The 13,531-nt window shown below is 58.3% G+C and carries 9 protein-coding genes; 4 read left to right on the top strand and 5 right to left on the bottom strand.

The window, feature by feature from the left end; genetic code table 11:
- Positions 1 to 19 precede the first annotated feature (19 nt).
- Both CA51_RS18480 and CA51_RS18475 read right to left on the bottom strand, forming a co-directional pair.
- Positions 20 to 751, bottom strand: a complete 732-nt coding sequence (locus tag CA51_RS18480) for a zinc ribbon domain-containing protein (RefSeq protein ID WP_145122690.1) — start codon at positions 749 to 751, stop codon at positions 20 to 22.
- Positions 752 to 881: 130 nt separating this feature from the next.
- Complete coding sequence (locus tag CA51_RS18475; RefSeq protein WP_197451297.1) at positions 882 to 1,871, bottom strand: alpha/beta hydrolase; 990 nt, start codon at positions 1,869 to 1,871, stop codon at positions 882 to 884.
- 201 nt (positions 1,872 to 2,072) lie between these two features.
- On the opposite strand from CA51_RS18475, the gene CA51_RS18470 reads away from it, so the two are divergent.
- Positions 2,073 to 2,459, top strand: coding sequence for a hypothetical protein (locus CA51_RS18470; protein WP_145122688.1), 387 nt, complete (start codon positions 2,073 to 2,075; stop codon positions 2,457 to 2,459).
- A gap of 222 nt (positions 2,460 to 2,681) precedes the next feature.
- Positions 2,682 to 3,728, top strand: coding sequence for a transglutaminase-like domain-containing protein (locus CA51_RS18465; RefSeq protein WP_197451296.1), 1,047 nt, complete (start codon positions 2,682 to 2,684; stop codon positions 3,726 to 3,728).
- A gap of 56 nt (positions 3,729 to 3,784) precedes the next feature.
- Here CA51_RS18465 and CA51_RS18460 read toward each other — a convergent pair whose 3' ends face one another.
- The 3 genes from CA51_RS18460 to CA51_RS18450 are packed head-to-tail and all read right to left on the bottom strand — an operon-like array spanning position 3,785 to position 7,242.
- Positions 3,785 to 4,198 carry a hypothetical protein gene (locus CA51_RS18460; RefSeq protein ID WP_145122686.1) on the bottom strand — a complete coding sequence of 138 codons (414 nt, stop codon included), beginning with the start codon at positions 4,196 to 4,198 and terminating at the stop codon, positions 3,785 to 3,787.
- 49 nt (positions 4,199 to 4,247) lie between these two features.
- Positions 4,248 to 5,600: a sigma-54-dependent transcriptional regulator gene (locus CA51_RS18455; RefSeq protein ID WP_145124242.1), complete on the bottom strand. Its 1,353-nt coding sequence runs from the start codon at positions 5,598 to 5,600 to the stop codon at positions 4,248 to 4,250.
- A gap of 7 nt (positions 5,601 to 5,607) precedes the next feature.
- Positions 5,608 to 7,242, bottom strand: a complete 1,635-nt coding sequence (locus tag CA51_RS18450; protein WP_145122685.1) for a sensor histidine kinase — start codon at positions 7,240 to 7,242, stop codon at positions 5,608 to 5,610.
- A gap of 490 nt (positions 7,243 to 7,732) precedes the next feature.
- On the opposite strand from CA51_RS18450, the gene CA51_RS18445 reads away from it, so the two are divergent.
- Both CA51_RS18445 and treZ read left to right on the top strand, forming a co-directional pair.
- Positions 7,733 to 10,747, top strand: coding sequence for a response regulator (locus CA51_RS18445; protein WP_145122684.1), 3,015 nt, complete (start codon positions 7,733 to 7,735; stop codon positions 10,745 to 10,747).
- 128 nt (positions 10,748 to 10,875) lie between these two features.
- Positions 10,876 to 13,512 (top strand): malto-oligosyltrehalose trehalohydrolase, encoded by a 2,637-nt coding sequence (treZ, locus tag CA51_RS18440; RefSeq protein WP_145122683.1) that lies wholly within the window; start codon positions 10,876 to 10,878, stop codon positions 13,510 to 13,512.
- The last annotated feature ends 19 nt before the right edge of the window (positions 13,513 to 13,531 follow it).

Here is a 13,531-nt window from a genome sequence, read left to right as displayed (position 1 = left end):
CTAGCGATTGGAGAAAGCGTTATTCGGGAACCGAATCGGCGGTCATGTAAAGAATCGCACCGCAGGTCGGGCAACAGATGAAGTGCGACAGCATCAGTCGATTGAGAACCTGTGGGGCAAACGTAGCGCCACAGTTGCCGCACGATTGTCCCTCGACCGGCGCCAGGCCATCTTCGCCTTGGCTGCGGATCAAACGCTGGTAGATATCGACAGCATCTTCGGGCAACTGCTCTTCGGCGGTCGCCAGTTCCTCCAGTACCCGGTCGCGTTCGCTGCTTGCGGTGGCGACGCGGGCGTCGACTTCGCTCTGCAGCTTGGCGTGATCGTCGGACCGCTGTTTTAGTTCGGCGGTTCGCTGGCGAAGTTCTTCGCCCAGACGATCGATCTTTTCCATCGCTTCGAGAATCTCGTCGGCCAGTACGCCGTTGGCCTGTTGGTCGGCGGCGATCTGTTCTTTGAAGGTCTGGAATTCGCGATTGCTGGCCGCGGTGTTCAGTTTATTTTGTATATCGACAACGCGCTGCTCGCGTTCTTTCAACTGCAACTGCTTGCTGTCGCACGCCAGTTTGGCTTGTTTCAGCGTCTCTTGCGCCTGCAGTTCCGCCTGCTTTAAAGATTCGATTGCGGCGATGCCAGCTTTCAATTGTCGCGGCCCGCGGCCGATCTGGCTGTTGAGTTCGGTCAACTTCTTATGGATATGATGCAGCGTGCTGATCGTCGAGTGCGAGATTTTATGCGGGGCATCAGACATTAGAAATTAACCGTCGATCGAAGGGAAAGGCTTTATAAACAGGATCGGTTGCCGGGATGCGTTCGTCAAGACGGCTGGCCAACGCGGTGACCGGCCCGCCGCGACAGTTGGTGTCGGCAGCCACGTACCACTAATCCGCCGCCGTCAGTTGAATGACTTCGGAGTCGCTGGCATCAAGTGTTGTTGCGATCGTCTCGGCAACGTTGCAACAAGGTTCAAAATATTTCAGTTCATCGTGCAGCAGTCCCACCGCCCCGCCGCAATCTCGAGCGCGGATCTGGATCGGCAAGTGATCCGATCTCGCCGCTAATTGTCCTAATCCGGCAAATCCTAACGCCACCGGATTGTAATATTTGCTGACCATGGAATACAGTTTCAGGACGCGATCCCGGCTGTTGTAGAATAGATTCATGCTGCCGATATTCTCCGCAGCCAATCCATGGCGGGAACCGCTTGCCAGCCAATGCCGATCCAACGCCGGGGCGACCAGATGGATACCGATTCGCGAGCCGCGGAGGGGAGGACCCGATAACGTCCGTCCCTTCATCTCGCCACCGGCGGCGGTGTGGAGTGCGCCGGTGACGATCCGGCCTCCAAAACTGTAGCCGATCATTTCCAAGCGGTCGGGGGCGGGGAAGTGCTGCAGCAGCCAGCCGACATATAATGCTTGGGTATCGGCTCGCTGCGCTTTGGTCCGCACATCGGTCAACGGATTAAAGATCGGATCGCTCGGCCAGCTCCACAAAATCCAACGGATTCTCGTCTGATCGTGGCACCGCCGGTTAACGCTGCGGTAGATCTTCAACGATCGATCGATCGCCTCTTGCGATGTGAAGCGATTTCCATGAACGTAGATCACGTTTAAGAAGGAGTGATCTTCGTCGACGCGGGTATACAGTCCATTCACACTGTCGTGTTGCAGCCCTTGACCTTGGTGATACCTATAGACTTTGAGGTTAGGATTTTCGAGGTTCGCGCGGCAGGCAACGCTGCTGATACATCGCGAATTGAGGACCCAATATTCGTCCCCCTCGCGGAGCAGCGCGGCGTGGCTGACCGATGAACTTAGCACGGTCAATAGTAGTACGACCCCAAGGGTCGCGATCGATCGGGAACTCATCGAATGCATTGCATCGACAACGTTCGATGATCGCGGGATGTTTACAAAACGCACCGCACCTTTCTCCGTTGCATCAAACCTAACAATGATGTTGCAAAAAAACCTCATTCTTGCTTGCACGCTCAATCCCACAACCTAGAGTTGTGCGGCTTAAAGAAGCTGCACGGTTTTTGACTCAAAATATGGGATTAGGTGAGAACAATGAATGCACGATTTGTAACGCTTGTAGCCGCTGTATCGTTGGCCGCTTTGACTGGCTGCACCGGTATTGGTAATGGTTTCTGTGGTGGTAATCTCGGTGCTCCTTGTGGTGCGGGATGCGCTGCTGCCGTCAATCCCGCATACGACTACGCTCCGACACCAGAGCCGGGCTGCGGATGCGGAACCGACGCCTATTCGGGGTACAGCACAGGTGGGTACTACGAGGGAATGGGATCGTATTCCGAGCCGAGCTACCAAGGTGGATGGCAATCGTCTCAAGGGGTTCCACAACCCGGTCAGTATTCCGATGGTGGTTACGTCGTTCCCAACGGTCCCGGGACCAACATGGCTCCTGCACCAACATTGCCACAGCCAAACAATCAATAAAGCTTGCTCGGACCGCAATCGCGATCCACGCGACGCTTCTGCAATGCAGTACGGTTGTCATCGGACTCGACAACCGCCTCTCTTCAAATCACTATAGAGAAAGCCGGTCAGCTTGGCCGTGCCACCAAAATGGATTGTGCTGCGTGTTCGGAGCGTAGCGGTCGTCGACCAACCGCTGCCGCCGAGATACGTTTTGTTCCTACCCGAATCAGGCCACGCCCGATGAAATCTTCTATCGATCCTCGTCGCCAATCCGACGCGCGTCGCTCGATGGCGCGCGACGATCGGCGCTCGTTTCCAATCGCTCCGCTCTCGATCACGCGGCGGACGATGCTGTTGAGCGGTGCCGCATGTTGCGCTTCGCCTCTTCTCGCTCAAGACTCTTCAAGTCCCGTTGCCGACACGCGACTGGAATATGTCGGCCCCGAAAAACAATTGTGGCAAGTGGGCGTCAAAGTCATGACCGCCGGATCGTCGTGCGAAGAGATCTTCGCGACGTTTCCGGTGCCAACCGATTGGCCCGAACAAACCGTTCAACTTGTCGACCAGCAGATCAGCCGCTACGTCGACCGATGGGATACGCGCGATCTGTTTGGCGGCGCCAAACAAGTGCGGGTGCGGATGGTCAACGTTCCGGCCAATACCGCATCGGACGCGCTGTTCACCTTTGAGGTCACCAAGACGCGAATTCAAGGTGTCGGAGAGACTAGCGATCTAGTGGTCCCGCAAAAGGTCGAACGCGAGGAACGCGTCTTCCTAGGCAGCAGCCCTTATATCGATCCGCGGCATGGGAAGATCCGCAAGATCGCTGCCGAATTCGAATCGACTCCCGACCAGACGCCCTGGCAGCAGGTCGAACAGATCTATGATTGGGTCCGCGAGCACGTCGAATATCGCGAAGGGGATATCAAATCGGCTGTCGAAGCGCTCGACGACGGGCACGGCGACTGCGAGGAACTCACCAGTCTGTTTGTCGCGTTGTGCCGCGCTAAAAAGATCCCGGCGCGGATGGTCTGGATTCCCGGTCACTGTTACCCGGAATTTATGCTGCACGATCCCGAAGGCGTTCCGCATTGGTTTCCCTGCCAAGCAGCGGGAACGCGGCAATTTGGCGAGATGGACGAATACAAGCCGATCCTGCAGAAAGGGGATCGCTTCAAAGTCCCCGAACAAAAAGCGTTGCAGCGGTACGTCGCGGAGTTCTGCAAAGTCAAAGCGCGGTCCAAACCCGATGTCACGTTTGTCCGTGAATTGACCGACAGCGAATAGCGGCTTGGGCGAAAGGGGATGAACAGCGGTTCATCCCGTTGCGATAGCGTGGTCCGTTACCAGAACGATCTCACGAAACCCAACGCCAACACGGCAAGATTCCCGATCGTCGCAGCCATCGCCAGCATCGGACGCCGCGTCACTAAGGCCATCGCTCCCAACAAGCACCCGCCGCCGGCGATCAACATCGATCCGACGGGGAAGATCGGCAGCGATCCGATTCCGAAGGCGATCATGATGAGCGAGGCGAGCAGCCCGCCTAACATCGTCTCGCGCCATACGCCCGCTTCGAAGCTGATCGGTTGTCCAACCAGATCCAACGGCAACGCGGTCCCGGGGGCGAAGGGAGATCCCGTCGGAATCTCCGCAGCCAGTTCCGCAGCTTCGCTATCGGAAACGATCCGCAATTGCGGCGTCGGTTCCACCAGTTCGATGTCGCTGGATCGAAGCGATGCGGAATCGGTGTTCATAAAAGAAGATCTGCACAAGCGAAAACCGGCGCAGTGGCGACGGTGAGGATTACGCCGATTGCTTTTCGGCAGCAACCGTGTTCAGCTTGTTATACAGGGTTTTAAGGCTAATGCCCAGTTCCGCCGCGACAGCTGATTTGTTGCCGTCGTGCCGTTCCAACGCCTGTTCGATCGCCACGTGCTCCATCTCTCGCAGACTCATCGGGCCGCTGCTGCGTAACTCTTTTCGCAGCTGACGATCGCCAAAGTGACGCGGCAGGTGTTCGGGGCGAATCGGCAACGCGTCGCACAAAATGACTGCGTGTTCGATCACGTTAGCCAGTTCGCGAACGTTGCCCGGCCAGACGTGGGCCGTCAGAGCGCTCATCGTTTCGGGCGTGAACAGCTCCGCATCGCTCAGTTGTTCGTTGTTGAAGCGACGCAGTAGATGCGCGGCCAGTTCCGGAATGTCGCTCGCCCTCTCGCGGAGCGACGGAACTTCGATCTCAAAGGTGTTGATGCGGAACATCAAGTCCTCGCGGAATTCACCCTGTTCGACCATCTGTTCGAGATTTCGGTGCGTCGCACAGACGACGCGAACATCGATCTTTTCGACTTGGTTGTCGCCGACGCGGCGGATCTCGCGCGATTCGAGCACGCGCAACAACTTGGCTTGCATCGACAGCGGCAGCTCGCCGATCTCGTCCAGGAAAATCGTTCCGCCATCGGCAACTTGGAACATGCCGGTGCGAGCCGCATCGGCGCCGGTGAAGGCGCCGCGGCAGTGACCGAACAGTTCGCTTTCGATCAGGTTTTCGGGAAGTGCGCCACAGTTGATCGCGACAAACGATTCTGCCGCCCGTCGGCTCTGGTCGTGGACCGCGCGAGCGACTAGCTCTTTACCGCATCCGGTTTCGCCGCGGATCAAGACGGTGCTTTCGGTCGGCGCGACCTTGGCGATCAATTTCGCAACCCGCTCCATCGACGGATGCTTGCCGATCAATTGAGGGTCTCCCTCGGCGCGGCGCAGCCGCAACTGAAGCGCCGACATCTGCTTGCTGATCTGGCGGCGCTCGGCAACGCGTCCCAAGAGCGTGGCGAGATCGGCCAGCCGCGACGGTTTAGTCAGATAGTCGAAGGCGCCGCACTTCACAGCGATGATCGCCGATTCGGTAGTCGATTTACCGGTCAGCACGATCGCTTCGCACAGCGGTTGCAGTTCTTTGGTTCGCTGCAAGACTTCGATCCCGTTCATGCCAGGCATGTCGAGATCGACGATGATGCAATCGTAAGCCTGCTTTTCGACAGCCGCCAACGCGGTCAGCCCATCGGGGCAGACGGTGACGGTGTGTCCCAAGCGGGGCAATTCGGCTGCCATCAACTCCTGCAGGCCGGGCTCATCGTCGGCGAACATGATCGACAAACCGGCGTTAGGCTGCGTTTTTTTGGACATCGGCTTCCATGGTGTGTTCAAGAGGTAGTGTGACATCTAAACGGGCGCCCCGGCCCCGTCCTTCGCTCTGCGCCGACATCCGGCCGCCATGCTGTTGGACGATACGATAGGAAATGCTCAGCCCCAAACCGGTTCCCTGCCCTTCTTTACCGCTGGTGAAAAAGGGTTCGAACAGATGGTTCTGAACGTGTTCATCCATCCCGCAGCCGTCGTCTTCGACAGTCAGCACGGCGACATCGCCGCGTTGCCGCAGCCGGACGTCGATCGCTCCGTCGGTGTCGACGCTCTCCAACGCGTTGGTCAGCAGGTTCAGGACAACTTGTTTGATCTCCTGGCCGTTGATCGCCGCATTGACTTCATCGGGACAGTCCAAACGGATCGTCTTGCAGCGGTATTGGCCCAGCGTGCCAACCATCGCAACAACGTCTTCGACCAAGTGCTTCAGGTCGGTCGGTTCGCGTTTGACGTTCCCCAAGCGGCTGAAGTCCAGCAGGTGTTCGGTGATTCCTTTGCAACGGAACGCCTCGTCTTGAATTCGACGCAGGTTGGTTCGCAGCGTCGACAATTGGTCGTTGTTCAGCGGTTGCGATGGTCCGTCGGAATCGGTGTCGTAGAGTTGATCGTGCAGTCGCGATTCGAGCGCTTCGGCACTCCACGCGATCGACGCCAACGGATTGTTGATCTCGTGAGCGACCCCCGCGGCGAGGAACCCGACGCTGGCCAGTTGTTCGTTGCGGATCGCTTCGTTGGTTCGATTGCGGATCTCTTCCTCTTTGCCCGCGATCACATCCTTCAATTCCGATTCGGTGCTCAAGAACCGAGCGGTCATGTCGTTCATCGAATTTGCCAGTTCCGCCAGTTCGTCGCCGGTCCCCAGTTCGATCCGATGGGCGAAGACTCCTTCGCTGATCGTGCGGCTGCCCTGCAGCAGCGACCCAAACGGTTTAACGACGACGAGATGGAACAGGAAGATCAAGGCGGCGAACATTCCCAACGCCAGCAGCGAACTGCCCCACATCACGGCGATCGCCGTGCGGTAAAAGCCGCGAACGTCGTCGCGTAGGCTGAGCATGTGTTGCTGCAAAAACGTTGGCAGCTGTTGCGCCGAATCGGCCAAGCTATCCAGCTCGATCTCCAAGCGGGCGTAATCGATCTCTTTGAGCGCCCAGTTTTCGGCGCGGACGATGTCGTCGATGCGTTCGAGCCCACGCAACATCGCATCGATGGTGTGTCGTTCGCGCGACCGATCCGAAAGGACTGTCGCTTCATCGTCTCCAGCGTCCAGTTCGCCACGGTAGGCGTTGGCTGAAGAGCGAACGTCGGCAACGCAGGTCCGAAATTGATCGCGTTCGTTGGTCAACGAGATTCGAGCCAGCGGATTTTCGCTGCTCGAATGGTCGTGGATGCGGTGGTAGGTGTTCCGCAGCAGCTCGACGTCGCGAGTCAGCGAACTGGTCAGCGGCAGCTCCGCCGCCCGATCGCTGATGCTGCTGGCGAGTTGCCGATAGGCATAGATCGACTGAAAACCGCCGAGCGAAATTGTCAACACAATCGCGCATAGCAATCCGAGGGCGATCAGCAGTTTGGTTCGGATTTTGTAGTTTCGGAGCACGCGCGACCCTCCGCATAGACGAGACAATTGGGGGGCGGAGTGTAGCAGGAACGGGAATCGCGAGGCAATAACAATCAGGCCCCCTCGGCGACGGGGGCTGGTATGGTAAATAGGGCGAGAAGCCTTTTTGAGTGAACGATTCGCCCGAAGCGGAGTCAAATAGAAGGGCACCTGAGCTGGGCGACTTCCGCGGGCGAGAGATCGCGGCGGCGCAAACCGATCGCCGATGGTTTTGCTGTCACCTGCGAGACTCTGTCCTATATTTGAAATGCAGGGCAATTTAGTGTTTCAGCTCGGGCGAATTCGCCAGCCCGCGGCAGCGCGGCGTTGGCCAGAGAACCGGACGCTATCGCGTGCCAGCTGATAGCTCAAATTGAAACACTGCTCCGCCCCGATTTGTAATACAGATGATGAGTACAAGCGGCACCGCAGATGGTACACTGCGGCAAAGATTCCAAGCGAAGTATCCTGCCAGCGCGATAGATCTTCCATGACCGATCCCACCGGCCCTTTCGATCTGCAATCCGCACTGCAAAAGGTGCGCTCTCGACTCGTCGCACAAACCGACGGTTTTGCCGATGAAGAAGAATTGCTGGCAGCCTGGGATCAGATTGCTCGCCGCGCCGAAGCGGCTGAATCGACGTTTTCTCAGCTGCCGCCGCAGCAACCGAGCGAAATTTTTATCGACTCCCAAGATCCGAGTTCGGCGCTGGGAGAGACGCGGATTCTGTACCACACGCTGGTCGACAACTTGCCGATCAATTTGGTCTTAAAGGATTTGCACGGCCGCCGAGTGTTCGCCAACGAACGCTACCTTCAACTGCATCAGATGACGTTGCAGGAACTCCGCGGCAAGACCGACTTTGATATCTTCCCGGAACATCTCGCCAAGGCGTACCAGCTGGACGATCAACAGGTGATCCGCGAAGGGATCGTTCTGCACGACACCGAACCCTATCTGGCGAAAGATGGGAACGAGTGTTGGATCGAACGGGTCAAAGCTCCCGTCCGCGACGCACAGGGAAAAATTACCGGCGTGCAGTTGCTGTTCTGGGACGTCACCGAGCGGAAGCATTTGGACCAAGACCTGGAGAAAGCTCGCTATCTGCTGAATACACTGCTGAACAATATCCCCGACAGCATCTATTTCAAAGATCGTGACAGTCGGTTCATCCGGATCAGCCGCAGCATGGCGAAGAAGTTTCAGTGGAAAAACGCGGAGATCGCCGTCGGCAAGACCGATGCCGATATCTTCACCAGCGAACACGCGGCCAACGCCCGGGCCAGCGAGCTGGAGATCATGGAGACCGGCGTGCCGATGGTCGCCGAGATCGAACGCGAAACCTGGGCCGATCGCCCCGACAGTTGGTGCTCGTCGACCAAGATGCCGCTCCGCGACGATGCCGGCCGAATCGTCGGGACCTTCGGGATCACTCGCGATGTCACCGATCTGAAACGGACCGAACAGGAGTTGAAAACAGCCAAGGAGGCGGCCGACGCGGCGAACCAGGCGAAGAGTGATTTCCTGGCGAACATGAGCCACGAAATTCGCACGCCGATGAATGGGATCATCGGGATGGCCGACCTGATGGCTCACACCAACCTTTCGATCGAGCAGCGCGATTACTTGCGGACGATCAAGGATTCCGCCGATTCGCTGCTGCGGATCATCAACGACATCCTCGACTTCTCCAAAATCGAAGCGGGCAAACTCGAACTCGAAGAGACCTCGTTCAACCTTCGCGATTGCGTCGGCCGCACGGTGCAAACGCTTGCCGTCAAAGCTGCCGAAAAAGGCTTGGAACTCGCCTGCCGAATCGATCCCCATCTCCCCAACCAAGTCGCCGGCGATCCGGTCCGCTTGCGACAGATCGTCGTGAATCTGGTCGGCAACGCGATCAAGTTTACGCAGCAGGGCGAGGTGGTTGTCGAAGTCACCAACGCCGACGATCCCAAAGTGATCGCGATCACCAATCCGCTGGCGAACGGTCAATCGCATCTGCCGCTCGAAGCCCTCGACGCCGGTGCGATTCGGTTGCAGTTTGCCGTTCGCGATACCGGGATCGGGATTCCCAGCGAAAAGGTGCAGACGGTTTTCGAAGAGTTTGCCCAGGCCGACGTCTCGACCACGCGGCAGTTCGGCGGCACCGGTTTGGGATTGGCGATCTCCGCTCGCCTTGTCGATCTGATGCACGGCAACATCTGGCTCGACAGTCAGGTGGGCGTCGGCACGACCTTCTATTTTACGGCGGAGTTCCTGTTGGCCGATGCGGCCGTGGCTCCGACCGAAAATCTCGACAGCCTACGTGGCCTCCCGACGATCGTCGTCGACGACAACAACACGAATCGTCAGATCTTCGGCGAGATGCTGGATGCTTGGCAGTTGAACCCCACGCTGGTCGCCAGCGCTCCGGCGGCATTGGCCGAACTGCAACGGGCCGCGTCGACCGAGGATCCCTATCGATTGGTGCTGCTCGACTGCATGATGCCGCACATGGATGGATTTGCGTTAGCCGAGTGTATTCGTCAGTCGCCGCTGTTGAAGGGGCTGCCGATTATCATGATCTCCTCGGCCGCGCGAGCCGACGATTCGCAGCGGTGCCGCGAAATGGGAATTCAGCGTTATCTTACCAAGCCGGTGCTGCAGTCGGATCTGTTCGATTCGATTCTCGACGCGATGGACATTCGCAGCCACCACGCCGCGTCGACTCCTTCGCTAGAACCCGGCGGCAATCAGCGTCCATTGAACATTCTGTTGGCGGAAGATGGATTGGTGAACCAACGCGTGGCGATCGGGTTCTTGAGCCGCGAGGGGCACAATGTCACGTTGGCCCGGAACGGGATCGAAGCCGTCATGGAGGTCGCTCGCCAACCCTTTGACCTTGTCCTGATGGACCTGCAGATGCCGGAGATGGATGGCGTCGAAGCGACGCTGGAGATCCGAGTCCGCGATCGCCATCTGGGAATTCATACACCGATCATCGCCATGACCGCCGCGGCGATGGATGGTGATCGCGAGCGTTGTCTCAACGCCGGCATGGACGATTACATTTCCAAACCGATCAATCCATCGCAATTGCAAGCTGTGATCGCTGGGGTTTTCGACCGCGAACCTCCCACTGCCGCCGCGGCTCCCGAACGCTTTCTGCCGCCATTGGAGCTGGCAAATCCGACTCAGATCGTCGACCTGCGGCATGCGATCGAACGAATCGACGGCGGCTGGGAACTGTTGGAACCGCTGACCAGCGCGATGCGTCAGGAAGGCCCGATCCTGATCGATCAGATCCATCACGCCTTGCAGATGGGAGACTGCAAATCGTTGGCGCGTGCAGCCCATACCTTAAAAGGATCCGCCGACGTCTTTGCCGCCAGTCGCGTGGTGGCGGTTTCGATTCGACTCGAAGAACTCGCGCGTGCCAACAAATTGGCTGAGTGCCGAGCGCTGTTGGACGAATTGCAGGACGAGGTCGAAGCGATGTTGGAGCATCTCAACCGCGGAGCCTAAGTCGCTGCCAACCGCTGCGATGATCCGACGCTCCCCTGCGCTACTCGCCGCGAGAGGAATATGCTACGGTCAGGTAGACCGCTTCGCAAACCATGCTCCTCCCTACTCGCATTTGATTTTTCCCACCTATGCCCATTCGCCCCCGCTCGATCCTCGCGACCGATCTGGACGGTACGCTGCTGCCGCTGCAAGACGATCCGACTCACATCGCCGACCTGCAAACCTTGCTCGAAAATCTGCGAGACAACGACGTGCAAGTGATTCCCGTCACGGGGCGCGATCGAGCGGCGATGATCGAAGCGTTGCAGGCGTTTCAGATTCCGGCACCCGAAGTCGCGATCTGCGATGGCGGCACGACGATCGTTGTCCGCAACGACGACGGTGGCTTCGACTACCTGCCCGACTTCCAAACGCATCTGGAAGCGAACTTCGCCAGCTTTGCGACCGACGACGTCTCCTACCTGTTGCGAGATCTCGTCGACCTGCGGTTCCGCGCCACCGAAAAACAGAACCAGTTCAAGATCAGCTACTTCGCCGAAGCAAAGACGCTGCAAGCGACGGTTGCCACGATTCAAAGCCGTCTGCGCGACTCGGGGATCGATTGCGATGTGATCTCGGGTTTCAATCTCCATTGGGGCGAAGGGCTGGTCGACATCCTGCCGGCAGGACTTTCCAAAGCCTACGCCTTGCAGTGGTGGTTGGATCGCAGCGGCAATGATCGCGATCAAGTTGTCTTCGCTGGCGACGGTGGCAACGATTTGGAGGTCTTCCTCGCGGGATATCGCACGATCGTCGTTGGCAATGCCGAACCGGAGATCGCGTCGACAGTTTATGCAGCGCACCGCACCGGCAATACGTTGGATCGATTCTATCTGTCGGAGGCTCGAGCGACGTCGGGTGTCTTGGAAGGATGTCGTTGGTTCGAACTCGTGCCGCCCGAAAAACAAGAGTCTCGTTCCAGCGATCCGCTGGGCGCAGTCCCGGTCTCCTGCAACGCGACCCACTTCAATATCTGGGCTCCCTACGCGGGGCGACTGGCGATCGAAAAGCAGAACGGCGACGAAGTCCAACGCTTCCGCATCCAGCCCGACGAGGATGGATACTTCCATCGCACGGTCCGCGGAATCGGTGGCGGCGATCGGTATCAGATCTCGTTGGACGATCGTGTCAGCCGGCCCGATCCCGCTTCGCGATTCCAGCCGCAAGGCGTTCACGGCCCTTCGATGGTCGTCGATCATCGCAAATATCCGTGGCACGATGCGGACTATCGCGGCGTCGCGAAAAGCGACCTGGTGATCTACGAAATGCACTTCGGAACCTTTACAAGCGAGGGATCTTATCTGGCGGCGATCGATCGGATCGAAGAGCTTGTCTCGCTAGGGATTACCGCTGTCGAAGTGTTACCGTTGGCCCAGTGTGCGGGCTCGCGCAACTGGGGTTACGACGGAGTCCAACTGTACGCAGCCACTGAAAATTACGGGACGCCCGACGATTTCAAACGCTTCGTCGACGCCTGTCACGCCGCCGGAATCGCGGTGATCTTGGACGTCGTCTACAACCATCTGGGGCCCGAGGGGAACTACCTGCACGACTTCGGTCCCTATTTCTCCAAGCGACACCACACGCCTTGGGGCGACGCGTTTAACTACGACGGCGAGAATAGCGAAGCGGCGCGGCGGTTTGTGATCGAGAACGCCATCTATTGGCTGCGCGAATACCATCTGGACGGTTTGCGTTTGGATGCGGTCCATTTCATGTTCGACGACAGCGACCAGCCGATCCTCCGCAGCATCCGTCACGCGGTCACCGATTTTGCTGGCACCGTCGATCGCCCGATTCATTTGATCGGTGAAGCGAACATCTACGATCACGCGCTCGTCTCGCCGACCGACGGGACCGCCTACGATGCGATCTGGGCCGACGATATCATGCACGCGATTTATTCCCACACCGTTCCGGAGATCAATCTCGCGCATCGCCATTACGCTGGAGCGAGCGACATCGAAGAAGCGTTGCAGCACGGCTACCTGCACACCGGGCCCAAGGTCACGCGGATCGATAGCGAAGTCCGCCGTCAGATGCACGCCGAGGGAGACTTCTCGTTTTTGCCATCGCTGATCTGCGGTTTGCAGACGCACGATTGTGTTGGCAACCATCCGCATGGCTCCCGCTTCCATCAACTCACCTCGACCGAAACCCAACGCGCCGCGATCCCGTTGCTGATGCTCTATCCATCGATCCCGATGATCTTCATGGGAGAGGAGTACGCGTGCGACGCACCCTTCATGTTTTTTGTCGACTTCGGCGATCCGCGATTGCGACGCGCCGTCGACCGCGGTCGTCGCAACGAATACCCGCATCACCAATGGAAAGGTGCGATCGCGCCGAGCCACGGCGATGCGTTTGCGAAATCCAAGTCGATTCAGATCAAAGACGCCGCGATCTGGCAGTGGTATCGCGACTTGATCGCGCTGCGGAAAACATGGCAGCGGGAGTCGTTGTTGGATTGGAAAAATCTGTCGGTCCTCTGCGATCCCACGCGGTCGTTGTTCGCGCTACAATATCAAGCTCCCACCGGCCGACCGAAGTTTGTCGTTTCGCGATTTTCCGCTCCCGCGGATGATTTGCCTCCGCTGTCGCTGCAAATCGACGGCGACGTGTTGATGCAGTCGTCCGTTCATCGCGATTCGCCGACCCAGCTGACCCTACAAAATCAAGCGGTTCTGATCGGCGAGGGGACATGGAATCTCGCCGCTGGCCAATAGTTCACATCTTGGAATCTTG

It is taken from the genome of Rosistilla oblonga, from assembly GCF_007751715.1.
Lineage (GTDB): Bacteria > Planctomycetota > Planctomycetia > Pirellulales > Pirellulaceae > Rosistilla > Rosistilla oblonga.
This window is presented reverse-complemented; position numbering and strand designations above follow the sequence as displayed.